Origin of the sequence: Moritella sp. 28 (assembly GCF_018219435.1) — a bacterium.
Taxonomy (GTDB): Bacteria; Pseudomonadota; Gammaproteobacteria; order Enterobacterales; family Moritellaceae; genus Moritella.
In genome coordinates this window covers 1,696,537-1,721,484 of the sequence record NZ_CP056121.1, presented here as the reverse complement: position 1 = coordinate 1,721,484, position 24,948 = coordinate 1,696,537, and the positions used below count along the sequence as shown (strand labels likewise).

The 24,948-nt window shown below is 41.2% G+C and carries 6 protein-coding genes; 1 reads left to right on the top strand and 5 read right to left on the bottom strand.

Annotated features, from left to right (window positions below; all coding sequences use genetic code 11):
* Positions 1-103 precede the first annotated feature (103 nt).
* Positions 104-1,429: a Na+/H+ antiporter family protein gene (locus tag HWV02_RS07600; protein ID WP_211679169.1), complete on the top strand. Its 1,326-nt coding sequence runs from the start codon at positions 104-106 to the stop codon at positions 1,427-1,429.
* 69 nt (positions 1,430-1,498) lie between these two features.
* Here the strand turns inward: HWV02_RS07600 and HWV02_RS07595 are convergent, their stop codons facing one another.
* The 5 genes from HWV02_RS07595 to HWV02_RS07575 all read right to left on the bottom strand — a co-directional run bounded on the left by HWV02_RS07595 (position 1,499) and on the right by HWV02_RS07575 (position 24,708).
* On the bottom strand, positions 1,499-4,276 hold the full coding sequence (locus HWV02_RS07595; RefSeq protein WP_211690064.1) for an RHS repeat domain-containing protein: 2,778 nt from the start codon (positions 4,274-4,276) through the stop codon (positions 1,499-1,501).
* A 54-nt stretch (positions 4,277-4,330) separates the two neighbouring features.
* The gene (locus HWV02_RS07590) at positions 4,331-8,617 is read right to left on the bottom strand and encodes a SpvB/TcaC N-terminal domain-containing protein (protein WP_211690063.1); all 4,287 of its coding nucleotides are present in this window, start codon (positions 8,615-8,617) and stop codon (positions 4,331-4,333) included.
* 126 nt (positions 8,618-8,743) lie between these two features.
* Positions 8,744-16,144, bottom strand: a complete 7,401-nt coding sequence (locus tag HWV02_RS07585) for a neuraminidase-like domain-containing protein (protein WP_211690062.1) — start codon at positions 16,142-16,144, stop codon at positions 8,744-8,746.
* A gap of 295 nt (positions 16,145-16,439) precedes the next feature.
* Positions 16,440-23,885, bottom strand: coding sequence for a neuraminidase-like domain-containing protein (locus tag HWV02_RS07580; RefSeq protein ID WP_211690061.1), 7,446 nt, complete (start codon positions 23,883-23,885; stop codon positions 16,440-16,442).
* Between the two features lie 493 nt (positions 23,886-24,378).
* Complete coding sequence (locus HWV02_RS07575; protein WP_211690060.1) at positions 24,379-24,708, bottom strand: Grx4 family monothiol glutaredoxin; 330 nt, start codon at positions 24,706-24,708, stop codon at positions 24,379-24,381.
* Positions 24,709-24,948: the final 240 nt, after the last annotated feature.

Genomic DNA, 24,948 nt, shown 5'->3' with positions numbered 1-24,948 from the left:
ATCTGCATAATTACCCATAAATAGACTTAAAATTCACTTATCTTATGTAGTATAGTTTTATATACTACCTTCAATAGAATTATTAACATTGGAAAGTAGATAAATGAATCCTGTAGTTATCGCAGTGCTAGCTATGCTAATCCTCAGTTTTATGCGGATTAATGTGGTTGTAGCACTAACAATTAGTGCCTTTTTAGGTGGTTTAATTGGTGGTTTACCTTTAGAAGAAGTTATTTCGGCCTTTAACTCAGGTTTAGGTGGTGGTGCGTCAATTGCCTTAAACTATGCCATGTTAGGTGCATTTGCCGTTGCAATTTCAAAGTCAGGTATTACAGACCTACTCGCAGCTAAAATTGTTAGCCGTCTAGGTGATGGTAACTCACAACGTCAAATTAACGGTTTTAAGTACGGTTTACTCTTCACCTTACTACTCGTCGCGATCTCATCACAAAACGTTATCCCTGTTCATATTGCCTTTATTCCTTTACTTGTTCCCCCGCTACTTGGTGTGATGACTAAATTAAAATTAGACCGTCGTGCTGTCGCTTGCGTGATCACTTTTGGTCTAACTGCAACGTATATGTTCCTACCTATCGGTTTTGGTGGCATCTTCTTAAACAACATTCTACTTAAAAATCTAAATGATAACGGTGCGAATGTTGTTGCTGAGCAATTACCAACGGCAATGGCTTTACCTGTATTAGGTATGGTTATTGGTTTAATTACGGCCGTGGCATTTACCTATCGTAAACCTCGTGAATATTTGGTTGAAAGCGAATTAACCGCTAAAGAAAATAAACCGGTTGAATTTAACCCTCGTCACATCATTGTGGCTATGGTTGCGATTGTTTCAGCATTAAGCTTACAGTTAACTTATGATTCAATCATTCTTGGCGCACTCACTGGCTTCATTATCTTTACGCTTGGTGGTGTTATAAAATTCCACGAAACACAAGATATGTTCACTCGCGGTGTACACATGATGGCAATGATTGGCTTCATTATGATCGCAGCATCAGGTTTTGCTGAAGTAATGAAAGCAACAAGCGGTGTTGAGTCATTAGTGAGTTCAATCGGTGGAGTCATTGGTGACAATAAAGGTCTGGCTGCATTGCTAATGCTAGTAACAGGTTTATTGGTAACGATGGGGATTGGTTCATCTTTCTCTACAATCCCAATTCTTGCGACTATCTATGTACCTCTTGCTTTGCAGTTTGGTTTCTCACCACTAGCCACAGCATCTCTTGTGGGCACCGCAGCCGCGCTTGGAGATGCAGGTTCACCAGCATCAGATTCAACATTAGGTCCAACATCGGGTTTAAATGTTGATGGACAGCATGATCATATTAGAGACTCAGTGATCCCAACTTTTATCCACTATAATATCCCACTTATTATCTTTGGTTGGATAGCTGCGGTTACTCTATAAAAATAGCAATCACGTATTTTAGAGGGTGAAGCTTATGCTTCACCCTACAATCTGTGCATAATGCCCACATTATTTTACATGTTTTATGTAGCCAATGAATGTCAAATATTCTTTTTTAGACTCTTCCGAGAGGTGTTTTAGATTCATAAAGTCCTGTGCGGAACCATCAAAAATCCCCGGTAATTTTGATGTATTTTGGCCTTGGAAAAATTGTTTCCAGGTGCCATCAGTAAAGGTACTTCCCCCTGTTGTATTAAAATGATGATTCCATTTAATGTTCGTCCCACCATTGTATGGTTCAACTTCTTTAGAGTGCCCACCTATTGCCTCCGTTACTGATGCGCACATTCCTCGTCCAATCCATTCATTACCTTTAACCCCCTTATCAGCCATGGCTTGTATATTATTAGTGTACATACGATTTAACGTATACCCATCCTTTTTTAAGTCACTAACCAATATTTTTCTTCGAATTTTCTGTAGTCTTTTATCCGATAGGTCACCCTTTCCAGAAAAATTCACTTGCTCATCCACTGCTTTGTTACATTCATCGATACCTAATGGCAAGTTATGGCTAATTATTTTCTTGTAATCATGTATCGTATCCGCATACTTCTTATTTTTCTTATCCGCTAAAATTGTATCTAACTCTTTGTCTAAACTGGTATAATCTTTAATCTCATAAGGGTTTCTAACTAATTGGCCTATTTTTTTCCCAACAATACTCAGTTTTTCATTCTCTTTTTTGAATGCACCTGTAGTTTGCTTATTCCACGCTTTCACATGCGCCTGAGTAAAATATAAATCTTTACTTTTATCCGGACTTCTACCGTCTTTATCCCGTAAGGTAACCGGGTTATTCCTCACCATCCGATACAAGTTAAGTCCATCAATCGTCCAAGCAGGATCCGGATTTAACCAACGTCCCATCCACGGCATATAATAACGATAACCATAATAATACAGCCCTGTCGCATCCCGTTCCTTACCAGAGTAACGTACCGTTTTGTATTTGACCTCAATGCTGTTTTTGCCACGCCAAAGCGCTGAGCCACCAAACGGGTAATACTCCTCTTGGGTTAAAATCGCCGCGTGTTCGTCCAATTCTAGATTACAGCTACCCAAGTGATTATCTAGGTTGTATCTAAGCTGATTATTTGAGATATCAGTCGGCTTTCCTTTCTCCCAATGTAGCATTCGAACCTTGTTATGCCCCGTGTTCATCATTGAGACCACTTGTAATGCTTCTATCACAATTCCATTTTTACGCATAACTCGCAGCTCTAGTCCCGGTAAATACACCACCTCCGACTCATCGCCCGTGTTACTGTCTGATAAAAATTTACGAAGGCGACTGCCTAGTCCCGAGTACTGATACACTTCTTTTTTTAAGTTCGTTAACGAGACTTGCTTTAACTGATCTGTACGTCCCCAAATTAAATTTTTACTGTGTTCAAGTAGTTTGATATTACCATGCGTATCAAAGTAACTGTCTACAGCCCCCGCCATAATGCTATTGTCACTGTTCTGCTGAATAACCCGGTTACTTTTATCCGAAACTGCCATTTTCAAGGTATATTGACTGCCATTATTGGCGTGATGGACAATCATGTGAAGATTTCCCCCTCGGTCATAACGATAAGTGCGGCTGTAGTTAACATACTGCGCACTATCATTAAGCTTAGGCAGCGATGCAACTTGAGTTGACGCCTTATCATTTTCACGCCCCGAGGCCGAGATCAATTGATACAATGCATCGTAGGTATAGGTTTGTTTCGGTAGTACACGCTGATTTTTATAAAATCGCGGCGCCTCTGCACTGTCATCAACCGATAAAATATTCCCTACTCGATCATACTCATAATGCAAGTGCTGCAATTTTGCTGAACGGCCTGACTTTTCCAACCTTGTCGTTATCGTCTGCTGTAAACGCCAGTCTTGCTCATCATACAGATAAGAGGTATTCACGCCATTACCTGCAGTTTCAGAAATAACTTGTCCATTCGCATTATGATCGATATGCGCTAAAATACTTTGCTCATCGTTAGAGCCTGATACTTGGAAATACGTGGCATTAACAGCCCCAGTTACATCATATTCACTGCGCTGTCGATTACCTTTGGCGTCTAACTGCATTAATATCATGCTCAAGGCATTATATGCACACTGGCTGGTATAAACGGTCGCATCCAATTTGTTTTGCCAATCCTGCACCACGTCACCCGACCAATGACTATCATCAACCTTAGATTTCAACAGCTGACGCGTTTGCACGAGTGGTTGTCCAGCCAGACTCATACTGCTTGTCTGAGCCAAGCCAGCATGATCATAATGACCAATTAATCGCATATTCAGATTTTTGTCAGTACTCTCTACGGTACCATCACCATAAATAAAACGCTCTGCCACCAGCTCAGCACCATCACACACACTGTCTCGCTGTATGTAAGCCGCAACAGGTCGATGTAACGCATCATCATATTCATAGCGACTCTTTGTCCCTTGCTCATCCCACGTTTTATGCAGTGCGCCTGTCACATCCGCTAAACGTATGCGAATGCCCGCATCAATACTGTTAACACGTAACTGTTCACCAGCCAAATTCGTAATATAGGCCATATTATGCTGAACATCTGTGCTTGGATTTGTCGCTAACGCCGTGAAAAAACGAGGATCAATGCTGCTTTCAAGGTAACCTGCCGCATTATAAATATGGTGAGTAATCTGCGTATCTAACGCTTCGTGATCTCTGGTACGGTTAAATTCAACAGTTCGAACAGCCAGTCCACAGTTATCTGTAACTGTAATGGTGGGCGTCCCACTATACATATTTGGGGTTGCTGCCATTTAATTTTCCTTATATAAAAAGCATTCCCTTGTTAAAGGCAATGCTTTACCTATCTATTTCACCTGAGTATCTGCCCAAGTATCATTCTCATCTTCTGACACCGAGAACCAAGGGGTGTAATACTGGCGGCGCTCATGTCCTTTCGCTGTGACAACTTTGATCAAACGACCCAGCGCATCATAATAATGCGTGTCCGCATACCCTTCCATGCGCATCGACACATCAGTAATATACCGCCAATCATCGATAAAATAAGGTTGATACTGCCGAACAACGAGACCTTTATTGTTATATTCTGTACGCCCAGATACGCGCCAACGAGTGTTTGAGTGCATGCAAATAAGCTGCTTATTTGCATCAAGAGCAAGCATGCCAGTATTGGTACGTTGATAAGCCTTACCTGGTGGCACTTTCTCCATTTTCTGTAACTCACGGCCAAACCCATCACTGTACATCACTTGGATCTGAATCTGCTGTTGTTGCGCCCCATTCGGATAATTATCTGCAGTCAACATCACTTCGTGGATAGGACACTTATCTGCCATCCAACTAAATCCATCCCTTGCAAATAGAGTGGCTTGTTGCTGCACATTATTATTGGCCTGTTCAATCAAAGAGGACACACTCAATACAGGACTGGAAATCCCGACATCCGAAAATCCAATCGCCTCTCCATTTTCAGTACCATAAAAAGTGTTCATCGCAGGAGAGCCTAATGGCGTAACAGATACCGCTTCTGTATTCTTATTGCTATCTATAATTTTATAAGCATTCAATTGCTGGTAATTCGGCTCATATGTTACTGAATTACCCAATGGGTCGACAGTTTCAAGTACAGACAAACAGTAATGATCATAGCGGAGTTCCATTTTCCCTGATAAGACATCGCTCTGCATTCGTTTTGGTAAAAAGAAGTTGTCTGCCTCGTTATATTCGGTAAACGCCTGCTCTTTGATCCAGACATCGCGTTCTTTAGCCGAGTACGCAGATAACAAACGCGATGTTTTTTTATAGCCCGCCAGCCTAAGTTCACTCTCCAGTTGTGTCGGTGTCAATACATCCCGATACGCGACCAATGCATTATCATCAAAGACAGCGATATCTGTATTTAACACCCGAGGCGGAAAGTGAACCTCACCCACAGCATTATCTAATAAATAATGGCTTTGTTGCTGTCCTGTAAAGTGACGAACTGCGGCTTGAGATAACACTGAGTTCACTTCTAAAAGGCGCTCAAAGCAAAATCCCCCTTGAGGAACGTTCACATCACTGCCCATTATCACATTCGTACGCGTTTTTACTGGCAATCCTATCAGACTGTAGATATCCGCATTATTCTGATGAATATATTCATTATACGTTTCATGAATTTTCAGTATCGTTTGTTGCGCATCCTTGTCAACGTCTCCTGCCAATGCATAAATATTCCTCCACACATTATTAGATATATTCTGCCGACGAGGATAGCTAATCGAAACACTGTGCGTTGGCAAAGAAAATTCGTCAAAAGCAAGCTGGACAGTTTGTTTGCACAGCGGATCATCACTCACGCGCTCATATTGATAGTAAAGCGACTCTAATTGCTGTACACGCAATATTGGCATTTCTTCATGCGCAGCTAAAACCTGCACGAGTTCAACACGATAACGCACACTCTGCACAGTATAAGGCGTATTTTTCAACACCGAATTATCCAAACCGTACACTTCTTCACGCAGTAATGAACCACTCAATGCAAGGTTTAGCCATCGTTGCATTTCAGCTGAATATTGTGTGATATTTATAACCCCATCACCATCGCAGTAGTAAGTATCATTAAGATGATATGTGGCTTTATCACCACGCCAGAAATTAGATTTTTTTAGCGTACCCGGCGCACCAGTATGGTACCAACGACAAGTTTTTAATGGTGGTGTGTCAGTATCAGCCGCATGATCAGAAACATGATCAGTATCTAATGTTTCAACATAACTAAACCCACGAAAAACCTTAACGAAACCATCATAAAATCCACCTCGATACGCATAGTGTTGAGTAAGCTGATTTCCCGTAATTTCATCATATTGTGTGGACGCCTTCATCAAGTAAACGGGCACAGGCAAGTGACAAACCGCATTCGCATCCTCGGCCTTCTCATCTAGCCACTCCTGCCCTGATAAACGATAACGAACTTGGCTAATGGCACCGCAATTATTGTTAATTTTCGTCAATAAATAAGGCTTATTTGCAGTCAAACTTAATACATAATGTTGAGCATCCTTGTGCGACCGACTAAATACAACAGATAGCCCTCCAGTACCGAACCAGTCAACAAAGGATAATTGGCAAGTATCATCAAAATTAACACCATCAGGTAAAGCAATATCAGTTTCTTTTACAAATCCATTGCCCGACTGATTCTTGTAAAGCGTCATTTTATCCGCGTTAACATACACGAGATCTGTGGCTCCAGAACCGTCTACATCGACCAAATATAATCGATTTGGTTGAAATGGTGTCGTACTATCAAAATTCCATGGTAATTCAATGCAATTGCCAAATCGTCCCTTGCCTTTATTAGGCCAACAATAAACCACCTTGTCCGTAACTTCGATAAGGTGTGCTTGACCCGACCCCAGTACATCGCCAAAAGCCACCAAGGTGCGATCATCACGCCCCCTTATAGGCAATGGACGATTTAATGATGTAGCATCTACCGTTTTTGCTGGCGCAAAGCCTTTTCGAGTATTCGGATAAAAACGCACACTGTTTGGACCAATAACCACGACATCAGACAACCCCGCCCCTGCAATATCAGCAAATATACCCTCACCACTCAATAATTCCGAAGGAATGGCAGATAACGGACTAAACGATTGCCAATTACCGTCATCGTTTAACGTGAAAAAGCCATTCAGTCCGGGTTGCATCGACACCCAATCCAAACGCGCATCGCCATTAATATCAGTAAGCATTTGTGTCCCGTCTTGCAAAGAAGGTACTTTAGGTACATTCTTCCAATTACCGAACTTTATTGCATCAGGATTATCTGTTATTGAACAATCTCTTACTGGTGAACGGTATTTCCAATCCTGACCATTTTTGTAAAGTACCCCTGATAGCCCTTCACCGTATAAGTCCACAAATTGATAAAAAGGAGCATCATTAATACCAGGGGTCGAAGGTAATTGACTCCAGCAGGCACCAGACGCCAACTCATCATTTTGGTACTCAAAAAGAAGTGCTGGCTGAGATTCAATATTTATCTCTTTTTTTGCTTGCCCATACGCCCAATGTTGAGCCCCATCCAATGTAGTTAAAACAGGGTTTTCATTATAGTTAAATAGCAAGCGACAAACACCAAGCGGCGCGGCACTTACTCTGTCAGAAAAACCATCAGGGTAATGGTGAAACAAGATAACCTGTCGACACAAGCGATGACAGCGAACTTCAAAACCGTAGCTATAACTTGAAAAAGAATCACTCCTGACTCCCCAAGGCTGTTCTTCTGACCGCCATGCTGGAATAATATCAGGATCAGCAGCGCGCTGCCCATAATCGAGTGCGACACTAAACAGCCAGTCGTGCTGCTTGTCTTGCTCTTTTTTGCTTAGACAATACAAGCTCGGATCTGGATGTAGGTTGCCATAAAAAACATGGGTTAAATAAGATAATGCACCGCGTTCTCGCACATTTTCAGACTGTGAATCAACCACGCCCTCGTTATTTTCACTCGTATACTCATAGTGAATATGTTCACCGTTGGGTGATACACTTTCCTCTATCGACCATTCAGCAATATCATTTTCGTCACCCGTTTGCGCAACACTACTCTTACCTAAACAATGTAGAGTGCCATCTTGACCAAACACCAACCAGAATATTTTATGCAATGCGTCAGTCTGCTGCCATTGCTCATAGCGTTCATAGCCATCCGCTACGTTAGAGCAATACGTTGTCACTTTATACGTAACATCAAATGATATAAGCCCCAGCTTATTACGCTCTTTCGTAATGACAGCCCCACGCTTGTCTCTTAGGGCAACAAGTATCGCTCCAGCAGGACCAATAAACAGATCGGTATCATCATAATTAGGTACCCCTTTTCGTGAATACCTTTGTATGGACATCAAGGGTAAGTTCCACCCAACACCAAAAGCACCATTCCCCTGACTGGTTTGATAACTTAATGATAATGACGGTGCAAATCCACGCCCTTGACTCACCGGAAACGGAATAGAAAAAGACATATCGCCTGTCGGGCCTGCATGCCCAGGTGTCGTTTGTGCCGACATGATAGCCCCACCTTGTTTCGGCAATTGGGGGGCATTAATGACAAGATCACTGGTTTGTTGTGACATCAAAAACTCCAATAAAAAATAAATTCAGGTTTCAAAACCATGAACAAAAACGAATAAAGTAGTTATCCTTTCAGAGGTTCGTGTTAACCACGAACCTCGTCTCAGGCGATTGACTCAATACACGAATTATTGACTAATCGTATACCGAATATGGAATACAATATCGTTTAGGCTTTCCAAAATGGCTTGTTGCTTGCTCGTTGCATTCGGGAAGATCAGGGTCAAACACGAATTTTCATCATCCCCTGCGATTGGCAGTCCTTCAAATGGTAGGTATTTACTATCCTTGAAATCAAGCTGAAACTGACCACTGTCATTAATACCATGCGAAATAGCCGACTGACGACAACTGACATGCATATTCGTATTCGTTCCCGTGTAAGACAACACCGCTTGAATATCTTGGTACGGTGCAAGCAACGCAGGTAAGGAAACACTAATTTGCTTAATTCGCTTATGCTTCCCTAAAACACCACAGTCGTCTGGGTAATCACTTTCTATATTTAATGCAGCTAAATTCAGCTCCGCACTGAATTTATCTCCGTCCAGCTTTAACTCATGTTTAATCACGCCGTTCGTTTGGGCCCCCTGAAGTACACCTTTAACTGCGTTATTAAAATCTTCTGTATTTAAGTCCATTTCCGTGGCCATAGAGACTGTGCGACTCACTTCTAAAGCCCGCTGATCCCAGTCAAGATAACTCGATTCCATTTGCGCAAGGTTAAGCATTAACGCTTCTCCACACAATAATCCTGCGTGATTACTGTCCCATGCACCTGGCTGAATAAAGGCCGCTTTATCAGATGTTTCCCATTGATAACCCCGTTCAGCTTTTAAGCAACGCGCCACTGTCAAATCATAGAACTGATAAAATATTGACGAAAGTCGCCCTTGCATCCAACTATACAAGGCACCGTTGCTGAATTTTGTATTAAGAAAATCAAGCTGAGTCTGCGTTTGAAGCTGCTGTGTTATCAGATAGTCTTTTTGCAACACAGCGGCTTCAACTTGGATCTTCAAACTGTCTTGCTGCGCCATAAGTTGTGCAACTTCATGCGTGGCCGTATCTCGTTGAATAGTCCATTCTTGTCCTCGGCGACGATATTGCTCTGATGTTGTGCGCGCTTCTGCAGCAATATTCAACCCTGCAGCGCTGGCATCCATTCCATATGCAATAGCACCAGGCACAGCGCCCCATCGAGAACCACCACATGCCATACCAAATAAATTTGGTGCCATATCCAGCGCTGCGGCCGCTGTTCGCATTGCGTTAGCTGTAATGGCAAGGGCGCCTGATGCAATACGCTCATTTATCGCTTTTTGCTCTTCGTTACTCACACCTTCATCTAACAACGCCTGATAATGATCACGGCGAGTCTCTGTACCCTCCAGATTTTTAGATAAAACGGCTTGTTCTGCCCACATTTGCTTAATGCTCACATCCTGCATTTTCACACTGCGCTTCATCAAATCTTTAGCCTGCGTCTGCAATAACGCATTTAACCCTTCCGCATCTTTACGCTCCAACACGGAGGCAAGGGCGTTACCATATTGCATTAGCTGATTAACCATACCTTTAGCGCTTTCTAACATAATAGGAAAACGCTGGATCGCAATAGTAATATTGCCCGGCAATCCCCCAGTATTACCAGCACTACTAGCAACGGTGGCACTTTGAAGTGATTTAGGAACGGTTGGCGAAGTATAAATAGGTAACATCAGTGGCTGGCCATTAATACTCAAATTATGACGTAAATTATGCAGACGTAACTGCAAGGTTTGATAATATCCCTTGAGTTTTTCATTCTCACAGGGCAAAAACAAATCTGTCAACGACGTGCTGGCTCGAGAATCCCCTCCAACATCTAGATTGAGTAAACCCGTAGGATCCAATAACGGCGCTTGGACTGTTTTACCTACCGCACTAAGTAGTGTCGGCTCATTCCACGATGCATCCAAAGGTAATTTAGGCTCATCACCCAATAAGTTCTCTGCTGTCACGTACCATATTTTAGCTTCTGCTAGGCTGTCTCTTTCCAGCTGACGATACGCCATATCTCCACGGGCAATCATAAGGTCCAGTAACTTCATGTAAGTTGCCACTTTATAGTGCATAGGATCACTCTGGGCCACCACATCCGGATCTGTGGTATCTGTCTGAGTCACATCCCATGCTGTATCTTCTTGCAGTGGACGCGCATTCCATTGTCGTTTACGCACATCCGTATAACCCTGTGGATTAAATATGAATTTTAGCCACCGATCTGCATCTTCAAAGGATTGTGCGTGAAGCAGTTTATCTGCAACCAACATTGGGGTGTAATAAAACAGTTCCCATAGATACAAACCATTCGCCCCATTGAAATCCATCGGTTCATCGTGAAGAGTCGCCATTTTCTCGCTGCATACCAAGCCGGGGACCTTTTGGCTATTCTGGACGAGGGTGACACTGTCTTTATTTTCGTTATAGAGGAAGATAACCGAATTTCCATCACCCGCACGATAATGTACTTTCTGGTATTCAACCTCTAAATGTACTTGCTGACCATCGCGATTACCTCTATCTCGGTAAGGATAAAACAATCGTACGGTTGTTTTTTCTGTTTCCGACAATATACCTTCATATGCTAAAATACTGTCATTTTCCGTATAGAAATTAGCATAATATAATTTAAACCACTTACTTTCACCATTTACGGCAGGGCTGTATTCATCTAAAATCACATTGCAATAAAAGCCCTTACCTAATTGTGGTTCAAGTAATTGTTGTGTATTCCAAGTCAATACATTATCAACACCCGCATATGCTCTTTTAACCAACTCTTTAGCAAACTGGGTATTAAGCCGTGTTTGACGTGGTTTGTTGGTGAATTCCAGATAACATGCACCATTAGTATCTTTTACAATACGTGCATTTTCTTTCCGATCACTCGAGTCCGCATCTTTTACTGTCACCTCTAAAGAGAAGGTATTTCGATATATCTCTTCCTGACCATCATATACAACAAACGTTCTTTTTATCGTCTCTGCCGAACTACCAAGAGGTTCTTTAAATGACTGGTGCACCTTAGTCTCAGAAAATTTAGAGATGTAATTCAGTTCTGGTTTAGGGTCCATATCCCAACCACTGTGAGACACTTTTTCTTGGAGAGAGATTTGACTCATTCCTCTTTTAACCGACCTACTAATCAGCGATATCTCCATATCATAGTTAGGGAGTGCATCAAGTGATACAAACTCAGGGGCCTTTATTTTCACAGGTAAATGACCTCGTGCATAACTGTGAGTGACCATCCCCCCCTTTATGAACAAATATCCACTTACTGAAACATCCGCAAAATACTTGCCTCGTAAGATCTTAAATGCAGGCTTGAACCGCCCCTCACTGTCGATCTCTGTCGCTTCGAAGTCAGGCTCAACTTTTACTAAATTCTTAATATTATCAGGAATAACAACAGCACAATCCCACCCTTTTTTGTGATTATTTATTACCACTGCTGCATCACAGTCATATTCCAAATGCGGGGGATATACATCATTATTTATGTGCGTTGTGACTTCACTCTGTACACTTGCATCCTCGCCTGTTCTGTCATTCTCATCGCAGCTTACTTGTACATTATGACAAACTTCCTGAAGTAGCCTAATCACATAGTCGTGATTCTCATAGCCTAAGTTACCTTCGAGCACGTTTATAAATACATCGGCATCTTGCTCTGTACATTGCATATTAAAGTCTATCAAATACGCTTTCGCGTCTGTTGGTTCGTCGCGTTTTTCCGGTTTATAGACATAAGCAAGGAGACACTTATTTTTATCTGTGAATGTAATATGCAATTTTGATTGCGTATCAAACTCAATAGAATAGCTGTTTTCTGGCGACCAACTTCCATCGATTTTTCGATAACTAAGCTTTAATCTATACTCCGTCTTCATGAGAGGTGCATTATTGCTTGGTTGAGACTGCACTGCTTTCTCTGTGCTTTCTATCCAAGCAATGTAAAGCCGGTTATTAAACATCACGGGTCTAACGTCATCATTAACTGCGTTAGTAATAGGGGCTTCAATTTTCTCCCATGCACTCCACGCTGAAGCTTCATAACCACCGCGCCCATCACTCATGTCATTATTCAGACGACGCCAGTAATATTGAACAGGCTGACTCGCACTACGCGCAACAAAATAAGTATGTCCTTGAGATAATCTCGGCGAGTCATGGTAACCGCTCAGCACCTCTAAATTCGCGATTTCTTCAAAACTACTCAGATAGCTTAAATAAGCATCCTCAACCAAATCATGATTAAGCTTACTCTGGCTAATTTTTGATAACAGTGCCTTTTGTAAATTAGTTTGGTTATAACGTAATGAAGGCTCAACATAATTCTCTGGATAATAAGCTAATTTTAATGCACTTGCCCAACTGCTATAACGTTTATTATACTGCTCCCATTCAACAAAAAACCGACTTAAAAGCATGTCCGTGTCAATGTTAAACTCCATGCCTTGTAGGCAACGGTTAATATACAATTGAACACTTGATACCGCTTCTGCAATTCGTGTTGTCTGAGTTTGTCCGCTAACTTGGTTATCCAACAGTAAATATTGATATATACCATTACGATTTTCACCACCAAACAAGCGCATATCAGTGGTTTCATTTAATAAGAAATAAGCACACAATGCCGAACTGGTCGCTTCCTCTTGCTGCTGTCGATGTATTTCCTTTTGATGCTCAGGCAATGTGGCTTCAACGCTATCTGCGACCTGTTTAAAATCCAACACTGAAGATACGTTACTTAACGTAGAAAGCTGCAATAAACTATGCACAGACAAATTCAACGCATGCGTGTATTCAAGTAGGTTAATCATTTGGTCGAGCTGTCTTACCGTTGCGGTATTATCCACTTTACAACAGGCATTAAATACGTTCTCTATTTCACTCTGGGGGTATTTATCGGTTAACACGAGCACTATGTTCGCGCGCGTTAATTGCCCTTGTGTATAATAATGTAATAGCGCGTCAACAGCACCTTGACCAACTTGACGTTCCACCGTTTTTAATGCACTAAAATCACGCAGTGTATCGACACATACATTTAAATAGTCCTGACCTCCCCCCGGTAGCAAGCCTGCATTTTTCAATAACGGCGTTAGCTCAACCACTGATAAATCAAACGTTTTAACAATATAGGCAAGCTGGCTCATTAAATGCGTAAACTGAACAATATCATTTACATCTCTTTTAGAGTCAAAGAAGTCATTAATGCCTGTTGAATAGTTCATTATCGAATGAATATTAAGATCACTACCACGCGCAACTTTTTCTGCCCAATCCATCACACAGTGAGCCAGTTCGTGATCCTGTAGTCCTAAGCCCGCTGCGATACTCGGTGCAATCACATCTTGTCGATTAACGGGGTCTACATTTTGTCCTGCGTGATATAAAGTTCGCAAAAAATGTTCAATATCAGGCGTCAGTTCCGTTGCAAATCCGCTTGGTTTCATTGTCATCGATTTTAGTGCAACAACACTGATATCTTGCGCGACTAACCATTTACATACTTGTGTAATGCTTTGATGGCAAAGATAGAAGTCATGCAGTTTAGCACTGCTAAGTTTATCTGACAGACCGATTAGATTAACGATACAAACTAATTCTTGTGGTAGTAACTGATGAATACGTGCCAGCATAGCAACACGATAAAGTTGACTGATATTAGCCAGACCCAGTCTTGAGTTTGCCCCACAAAGAATGGAAAGCATCTGTAATCCAGCGTCATCAACCCCAAACGCACGCTGAAGAACACTGCGTTCGTAAGCCGTCTCAGAATGCGTAGGGTCAAAAGAAATTGCCCCCTCTGAATCACGGACAGAGAACACTTGATCACCCAAGCAAGGGTTATTAAATAAACGATCAAATTGGCTTAGCTTTCCCGCAGGCGCGTAAACATTGATATCGCCACCAAGTAAAACCGTCGCATCATCTTCACTTAAATTATGATATTTTATTAATTTTAGGGCGTGAGATGTCAGCTTAAATGTTTCATCGCTAATTTTGTCGCCAGAAAGGCGTATTAGATTATCCAGTATCGCAGGGGTTAAACAGGTAGCCTTGCAGTAACGTATCATTTTATAAAGTCTGATGAGCATCGCAGGGTCTAAACTCTGAGCTTCGTTAAAGGTAATGGTTGTTTCACAGCCCCGCAACCCCCTCACAGATGTCCCTCTCAAAACTTCTAACTTGATAGACGCCTTAGCGATGTCATGTTGAATATGAACATATTTACCGCATTGTGCTCTCGATTTTTGATGATAAATGTCTTCACCATCGACCTTAATAGCCATTTCTGCCGTACCAGGCTCATCAGCTAAAGACGATGCGACTGAAATAATAACTTGTTTATCCCCCACTGCAGGTAAAATTGATAAACTATGAACCTGTAAAGGATTATTAAATGGAGTATGCTCAAACGCCCGTGTATACAGCCTCCCATCATCAATATGAATCAGCTGACCTTTTCCCCCTTCACTCGGGGTACCTGTGTAATAAGCGCTTTCAATATAGGTCCCACTGTATTCATTGGGAGCAACAGGTTTGTCAAAGCGACTTGACGAAGAAGATGCTTTTGACTCATAAATAGCAGGGAAAGATAAATAAGAGATAAGTTCATCACGGGTAATATCTAATGAACGGCATAAATTATCGGCATCACTCAGATAACTGATATTATCAGTCCCATAGCAAGCATGAAGTGCATCATCATCGATTACAGTAGGACTTGTTAAATATTGCGCTAATGTAGGTGGCAAATTATTACTGAAAAGCCAACTGACCTCTTTTTCCACCGAGAAAGCACTCGGAGATAAAAGCTCATCTATCTCTTCAAGTTCAATCTTATTCAACGCCATTGAAGACGACAAACGGCTAAAATCTGCATGATAAGGCAATGCATCACCGATTAAAGTATTAGCGAGTTGCGTATCAAGGCCATCATCATTGATATGGGCACGAAGTACCTCATTAGATAAGGCCAAAGTACTGATCGTTTCATCCTGATTACTTTGGCTTAATACCAATGACGCAAGATCAGGACGGCGATGATTGAGGTGGGCAGGAGAACTTGTCTCGTGTAGCGTTTTTCCTTCACGGTATAGTTCTGTAAGGTAAGCAGCAGGTGAAAACATCGAGGCAACGGATCCTTGTTTTACATAAGCATCCGCACGCGAAGGGATGATATCGTCAAATCCTCGAATACCTCCAACCATGGTCCCCATCGCCATATTCATCGCATGCTGAAGTTGTGGATTGCCCCTTTTAACCGCGTTTCTCTGCTTTGCTTGTAATTGAATAGCGGCGGCATTACCACCCCGGTGCAAATCCCGAATCACGCGCAAATTCAGCGTATCTCTAACATCATTTCTGAAAGAGTTAAACTCTATCTGACCAATATCAGTTAATGAATGATACCCTTTGGACTGCAAATAAGATGCATTTTTGTCATAAAGTTGTTGCGTTAAATTAGTCAAAGTGACATTCCTTTTAGTCAAAATATATGAGTGTTGGTCATCAAGCATTAAAGCCACAAAACCCCTACAGCACTGATATAAATACACTTTTTTAGATAATTAATCCATAAGTATCTACAAAAACTTAACATTTTAGCAACAATTGACAACTGAGTATCTCAGCATAATCTCTCGATGAATAAACAAAGCCTAATAGTTGCATCTAATTAGTGAGGCGAGTAGCAATTTAACGCACTGAAAAAAGCTCGCGTTAACCGCAAGCTCATTCTCAGATTATTTATACCTTCATGTTGAATTATTGGGTAATTGTGTACCGAATATGGAATACAATATCGTTAAGGCTTTCCAAAACAGCTTGTTGCTTGCCCGTCGCATTTGGAAAGTTCAGGGTCAAACATGAATTTTCATCATCCCCCGCAATTGGCAGCCCTTCAAACGGTTGATATTTACCATCATTAAAGTCAAGCTGAAATTGACCACTGTCATTGATGCCATGCGAGATAGCCGACTGACGACAGCTTATGTGCATATTCGTATTGGTTCCTGTATAAGACAATACAGCCTGAATATCCTGATACGGCGCAAGCAGTGCAGGTAAAGAAACACTGATTTGTTTGATCCGCTTTCGCTTCCCTAAAACACCGCAATCTTCCGGGTAATCGCTGTCTATATTTAATGCAGATAAATTTAATTTTGCACTAAATTTGTCTTCCTCTAGCTTTAACTCATGTTTAATTTCACCATTCGCTTTAGCCCCCTGAAGTGCAGCTTTAACGGAATGATTAAAGGCATCCGTACTTGAATCCATCTCTGTGGCCATAGAGACAGTCCGTGTGACTTCTAACGCATCGTTATCCCAATCAAAATAAGCTGAATCCATTTGCGCAAGGTTGAGCATGAGGGCTTCACCGCATAGTAAACCCGCATGATTACTGTCCCATGCTCCAGGTCGAATAAAAGTCGCTGTATCAGATGTTTCCCATTGATAACCCAGTTCAGCTTTTAAACAACGAGCCACGGTCAAATCATAGTACTGATAAAATATCGACGAAAGTCGCCCCTGCATCCAACTATACAAGGCATCGTTGCTAAATTTAGTGTTAAGAAAATTAAGTTGAGCTTGCGTTTGGAACTGCTGCGTTATCAGATACTCTTTTTGCAGCACCGTTGCTTCGAGCTGGATCTTTAAGCTTTCTTGCTGTGCTTTAAGTTGTGTTACCTCATGCGTGGCAGCATCCCGTTGAAGAGCCCATTCTTGTCCTCGGCGACGGTATTGTTCCGATGTTGTACGTGATTCTGCGGCAATATTTAATCCTGTGGCGGTGACGTCCATCCCATATGCGATAGCTTCAGGTATCGCTCCCCATCGAGAACCACCACATGCCATACCAAACACATTTGGTGCCATATCCAGTGCTGCGGCCGTTGTGCGCATTGCATTAGCGGTAAGCCCAAGAGTACCAGATGCAATACGCTCACTTATTGCTCTTTGCTCTTCGTGACTTACGCCTTCATCCAGTAATACCTGATAATGATCACGGCGAGTCTCAGCCCCGATCAAGGTTTTAGATAAAATACCTTGCTCTGTCTCCATGTGCTTAATACTCACATCCTGCATTTGCACACTGCGCTTCATTAAATATTTAGCCTGTGTTTGCAATAATGCATTTAATGCTTCGCCATCTTTACGATCTAACACGGACGTGAGGGCATTACCGTATTGCATTAACTGATTAACCATACCTTTGGCATTTTCTAACATAATTGGAAAACGTTGGATGCCAATAGTGATATTGCTCGGCAAGCCCCCATTATTACCAGCACTGCTTACAACTGCGGCACTTTGAAGTGACTTAGAATCGGCTACTGGCAGTGCATAAATAGGTTGCGTTAGCGGCTGACCATTAATACTCAGATTATGACGTAGGTTATGCAGACGTAACGTCAACGTTTGATAATACCCTTTGAGCTTTTCATTTTCACAAGGCAAAAACAAACCGGTCAACGAAGGGGATATTTGAGTATCCGCTTTAGCATCCGTACTAAGTAGGTTTTTCGACGCAGGTAACAAGGATTGCGTCATTTTATCTGCTGCACTATGCAGTGTCGGTTCATTCCACGATGAATTCAAGGACAGCTTTGGCTCATCACCCAAAAAGTTCGCCGCAGTGATATAGCATATTTTCGCTTCTGCTAAACTGTCTCTTTCCAGTTGGCGATACGCCATGTCCCCACGGGCAATAATAATATCCAGCAACTTCATGTAAGTCGCGACTTTATAGTGCATGGGATCCGCTAATGCCACTACATCTGGATCTGTTGTTTCTATCTGAGTCGCATCCCACGCCCGATCTTCTTGTAGCGGGCGAGAATTCCATCGCCGTTTACGCGCACCAACATAACCCGATGGGCTAAATACATATTTTAGCCATCGCTCTGCATCTTCAAAAGATTGTGCTTGAAGCAGTTTATCTGCAACCAGTATCGGGGTGTAATAAAACAGTTCCCATAAATACAAACCATTCGCGCCACTAAAATCCATCGGTTCATCATGAGCCTGGTTAACCATTTCCTCACTGCATGAGAAGCCAAGCGCCTTTTGGTCATTATTAACCTGAATGACACGATTACTGTCCCTATCATAGGTGAAAATGATCGACTTCCCATCACTAGCCCGATAATGGGATTTTTGATATTCAACCTCCAAATGAGCTTGTTGAGAACCACCATTACACCAACCATGATTACCTTTGTCTGGGTAAGGGAAAAACAATTGTACGGTTGTTTTTTTTGTCTCTGACAACGTACCTTCATACGCTAAAAGACTGTCGTTTTCTGCATAAAAGTTCGCATAATGTAGTTTAAACCACTTACTTTTACCATTTACGGCCGAGTTGTATTCATCTAAAATCACATTGCAGTAAAAGCCTTTTCCTAATTGTGGCTCAGCTAATTGCTGTGTATCCCAAGTCAACACATTATCAACCCCTGCATATGCCCTTTTAACCAGTTCTTTTGCGAATAAGGTATTAAGTCGTGTTTGACGGGGTTTATTAGTAAATTCTAGGTAACATGCTCCATTACTGCCTTTGACAATACGTGCGTTTTCTTTTCGGTCACTTGAATACTCATCACCTGTCGCCTCTAAAGAAAAGGTATTTCGATATATCTCTTTTTTTCCATCATATACGACAAATGATTCTGTTATAGTCTCAGTCTCGCTATCAAAAGGGGTCTCATATGACTGATGTACTTGGGTATCAATATTTTGAGGTATATAATATTGACCAGACAGAGGGTTATCAGCCCAGCAACTGTGAGAAAGCTTGGGCTTTAGCTCGACTGTACAAATCCCTCTGTGAACATTCCCATAATAATCAAGCACTGCCACAAACATTTTATACTTAGGAACCGCATCAAATTCTTCGAACTGTGCAGCTCTTATTCTTCTACCGTAGCTCCCGCCCTCTCTACGGACAACACTACTTGGATTTTTACGCGGTCCTTCTCCTACGCATAACGTTATCCTAATCCGAGAAAATTCTTCACGATGACTCCGCATAATATTAAATACAGGTCTAATTCGGCCCTTTTCATCTATCTCCGTATTTATCATGTCGAGTTCAATTTTAATAAACCATTGAAGAAGATCTGAAACAACAGGTATACAATCCCAACTTCCTTTCTTGCTTGTTACCGTTGCCTGACAGTCATACTCCAAATGAGGGGGAGATACGTTATTATTTAGGTGTGCTGAGACAATACATTGTACATTTTCATCCTCGCCAGTTCTATCATCTTCATCGGAACTTACTTGCACATTAAGCGGGATTTTTTTTAGCGCCCTAATGATATAATTATCTTCTTTACTTCCTAACCCGCCTTCAAGTACAGCTTTAAATTCATCGGCATCTTGTTCTGTACACTGCATATTAAAATCAATTAAATATACTTTTTCGCCGCCTAAATCACCCTGTTTTTCTGGTTTATAAACATAACCAAGGAGACACTTATTTTTATCTGTATATGTAATATGAAATTTTGATTGCGCATCAAACTCAATAAAGTAACTACTTTCTGGGGACCAAGTTCCATCAATCTTGCGATAGCTAAGCTTTAACCTGTACTCCGTTTGCATAATCGGTGCGCCATTGGTAGGTTCCGATTGTTCGGCTTTCTCAGTGCTTTCTATCCAAGCAATATAAAGTCGGTTATTAAACATCACCGGTCTAACTTCATCATTAACAGCATTCGCAATAGGGGCTTCAATTTTCTCCCATGCGCTCCATGCAGAGGCTGTATAACTGCCTAAGTCATCCCCCATGTCATTATTCAGACTGCGCCAGTAATATTGGGCTGGCTGACTCGCACTGCGCGCAACAAAGTAGGTATAACCTTGAGATAATATCGGCGCGTCATGGTAGCCACTCAGCATTTCTAAATTTGCTATTTCTTCAAAGCTACTCAGATAGCTTAGGTAAGCATCATCAACCACGTCTTGATTCAGCTTATCCTGACTAATTTGTGAAAGTAGTGCCTGTTGTAAGTTTGTTTGATTATAACGCAATGAAGGCTCTACATAATTCTCTGGATAATAAGCCAGTTTCGACACACTTGCCCAACTATTATAGCGCTTATTATACTGCTCCCATTCAGCAAAGAACCGACTTGTAAACCTATCTGTATTAACGTTAAATTCCATACCTTGCAGACAACGGTTAATATACAATTGGACACTTGACACCGCTTCTGCAATTCGTGTTGTCTGAACTTGTCCAGTTACCTGATTATCTAGTAATAAATATTGATATATGCCATTACGATTTTCACCACCAAATAAGTCCATGTCTGTGGTTTCATTTAATAAGAAATAACCGCATAATGCAGAACTCGTGGTTTCCTCTTGTTGCTGTCGATACATGTCCTTTTTATGCTCAGGCAATGTGGCTTCAACGCTATCCGCAGCCTGTTTAAAATCAGTGTATGTCGACACATTCCTCAACGTCGAAAGCTGTAACAAACTATGCACTGATAAATTCAATTCACGCGTATATTCAAGTATTTCTACCATTTGACCCAGTTGCCTTACCGTCGCATTATCATCCGTTTTACAGCAAGCATAAAATACTTCCTTTATTTCACTCTGCGGATATTTATCGGCGAACACAATGGCAATATTCCCACGCGTTAATTGACCCTCTGCATAATAATGCAACAGCGCGTCAACCCCCCCCTGGCCAACCTGACGTTCAACGGTTTTTAATACACTAAAATCACGTAATGTATCGACACATATATTTAAATAATTCTTATTCCCCCCCGGTAACAAGCCTGCGTTTTTTAATAACGGTCTTAGTTCAACCACTGATAACTCAAACATTTTAACAATACAGGCAAGCTGACTCATTAAATGCGTAAACTGAACAATGTTATTCACATTCACATTTTCATTTGAATCAAAGAAGCGATTAATACTTGTCGAATAGTCGGCCACAGTATGGATGTTAAGATCACTACCACGCGCCACTTTCTCTGTCCAATCCATGACACAACAAGCAAGCTCGTGATGCTGTAGTCCAAAGCCTGCCGCAACACTTGGAGCTATCGCTTCGAGCCAATTTTCTGGGGCTATATTTTGTCCAGCGTGATATAAGGTTCTCAGAAAGCTTTCAATATCAGGTGTCAGGTCCGTTACAAAGTCACTTGGTTTCATCGTCATTGACTTTAACTCAACAACACCTATATTTTCAGCTACCAACCATTGACATACTTGTGAGACAGCACGATGGCAAGTATAAATATCATGAAGTTCTGTGCTGTTAATTTTATCTGATAAATCGATGAGATTAACGATGCAGGCTAATTCCTGTGGCAGTAACTGATGAATGCGAGCCAGCATGGAAATACGATAAAGTTTGCTAATGTTAGTCAGACTGAGTCTTGTGTCCACACCACAAATAACAGAAAGCATCTGTAATCCTGCATCATCAACTCCAAATGCTCGCTGAAGTACACTGCGTTCGTATGCCGTCTCAGAATGCGTTGAATCAAAGGAGATTGATCCCTCTAAATCACAAACAGAGAACAGCTGTTCACCTAGGCAAGGATTATTAAACAAACGATCAAACTGATTGAGTTTCCCTGCGAGTGCATAAGCATTAATATCACTACCAAGTAATACCGCCGCATCATCTTCTCTTAGACTATCGTTATTTATCAGTTTTAGTGCATGAGATGTAAGCTTAAATGTCTCATTGGTAATGTTGCCGCCAGAAAGGTGTATTAAATTGCCGATTATCTCGGGGGTTAAACCGGATGCCTTACAGTAACGCACCATATTATAAAGTCTGATGAGCACGGCTGGCTCTAAATCTTGAGCTTCGTTAAAGGTTATGGTGGTCTCACTGCCCTGCCATATTCCGCCCTCAACCGACGCTCCTCTGCAAATCTCAAATGTAATAGATGCCTTAGATATTGTATGCTGAATATGAACGTATTTACCATATTGCAATTTCGCCTTTTGGTGATAAATATCTTTACCATCAAGCTTGATTATGGTTTCTGCACTATCTGACGCATCAGCTAAAGACGATGCGACTGAAATACTTACGTTATCATCACCCACGGAAGGTAAAATTGACAAGCTGTAAACCAGTGAAGGATCGTTAAATGGCGTATGACTGAAAGTCCGTGTACATAATATACCATCATTAACGTGGAGTACCTGACCCTTTCCCCCTTCACCCGGGCTACCAATATAATGCGCAGCTTTGATGTAGTTTCCACTGTATTCATTGGGGGCGACAGGCCTATCAAAGCGACTTGGTGCAGAACATGATTTTGATTCATAAATGGCCGGGAAAGATAAGTAAGAGACAAGCTCCTCTCGGCTAATGTCTAATAAACGGCATAAGTTATCGACATTACTTAAATAATCGACATTATCCATTCCATAGCAAGCATTAAGTGCATCGCTATCCGTTGCGACAGGACGTGTTAAATATTGTGCTAAGGTGGGTGGTAAATTATTACTAAAGAGCCAATCAGCCTCTTCTTCTATCTCTAAAACATTCGGTGATAAAAGGTGAGTAATCTCTTCAAGTTTAATTTTACTCAGCGCCATCGAAGATGACAAACGGCTAAAAGGTGCATGATAAGGCAGTCCTACACCAATTATCGTATCAGCAAGTTGCATATCAAGGTCATCATCATTTATATGGGCGCGAAGCACCTCATTAGATAATGCTAACGTACTGATCGTTTCATCTAGGTTACGCTGGCTTAATATCAACGACGTTAGATCAGGGCGACGATGGTTAAGTTGGGCAGGTGAATTAGCATCGTGTAGTTTTTTTCCTTCACGATACAATTCAGTAAGGTAAGCGGCTGGTGAAAACATTGAAGCGACAGACTCTTGTTTTACATAAGAATCGGCACGTGGTGGTATAATATCATCAAAACCACGTATGCCCCCAGTCATGGTCCCCATCGCCATGTTCATCGCATGTTGAAGTTGCGGATTTGCCCTTTTTACTACGTTTCTCTGCTTTGCTTCTAACTGAACCGCAGCGCCTTTACCGCCCCTATGCAAGTCTCGAATGTCGCTCAAACTTAATGTTTCTTGAACATCATTCTTGAAAGAGTCGAATTCTTTCTGACCAATATTGATTAATGAGTCATAGCCTTTGGACTGTAAATAAGATGCATTATTGTCAAAAAGTTGTTGTGTTGAATTAGCCAAAGTGACATTCCTTTTAGTCAAAATATATGAGCGCAGGTCATCAACTAGCGATAACCAAAAATATAAAACACTCTAAACCTATGACATAGATACACTTTTTGAAATGGTTAAGCCAGTATTATTTACAAAACGTTAACATTTGGTACTTATTTGCAACAGAGAGCAGGAAGCCGAAAAACACAAATACACGGCTAATACAAAATAAATGCAACACATATATAAAATAAACTAGAGATAAATTAATTATTTCTTAATGAAAATAACCAAAAACACCTATTTTCACTTCGTTTATTGAATTGTCCCCCCTTAGTCAGGCAAGACTCACTTTCTATCAAGTAAATTGACCTGGCTAAAGGGAAAATAAAAAAAGGGAAGCAATTGCTTCCCTTTTGGGTATTCGAGTTATTATTGTAATAAACACCTATATCAATAAAATTGATCACTTATTTAATGCAATCGGTGTAACTTCATTTTTTACAATAAGATTAAACTATTATTCTGATTTTGCTTTCGCTGCAGCTGCTGCGATTAATGGCTGAAGCTCACCTTGTTGGAACATTTCCATGATGATGTCACAACCGCCAACAAGCTCGCCTTCAACCCATAGTTGTGGGAATGTAGGCCAGTTAGCGTATTTAGGTAATTCAGCACGGATATCTGGATTTTGTAGAATATCAACGTAAGCAAATTGCTCACCACAATTGATTACTGCTTGTGATGCTTGTGAAGAAAAACCACAGCTAGGTAGTTTTGGAGATCCTTTCATATATAGGATGATTGAGTTCTCAGCAAGTTGCTGTTTGATTTTATCTAAAGTTTCCATTGTGTCCTCACAAATCTTAGCGTTTACATCTATTGTAGTTATTATTTGAATCTAGTTATTTAAACTCTAACCATAGAATGCATTATATAAATACAAATTTCGAAGCCATTTTATGCTAATTATAGCTTGGTTAACACCGTTATTTTGTAGGGTTATTTTGTTTTATATTTAGCCTAATTCATAAAAAATGAATTCACTCGTTACAATTTATTAATTGAACAATACAATTGTGGTCAAATA

What these genes read in the sequence shown, in the direction of transcription:
- HWV02_RS07600 (WP_211679169.1), top strand. Translation starts at nt 104, where the DNA reads ATGAATCCTGTAGTTATCGCAGTGCTAGCTATGCTAATCCTCAGTTTT.
- HWV02_RS07575 (WP_211690060.1), bottom strand. Translation starts at nt 24,708, where the DNA reads ATGGAAACTTTAGATAAAATCAAACAGCAACTTGCTGAGAACTCAATC.
- HWV02_RS07590 (WP_211690063.1), bottom strand. Translation starts at nt 8,617, where the DNA reads ATGTCACAACAAACCAGTGATCTTGTCATTAATGCCCCCCAATTGCCG.
- HWV02_RS07595 (WP_211690064.1), bottom strand. Translation starts at nt 4,276, where the DNA reads ATGGCAGCAACCCCAAATATGTATAGTGGGACGCCCACCATTACAGTT.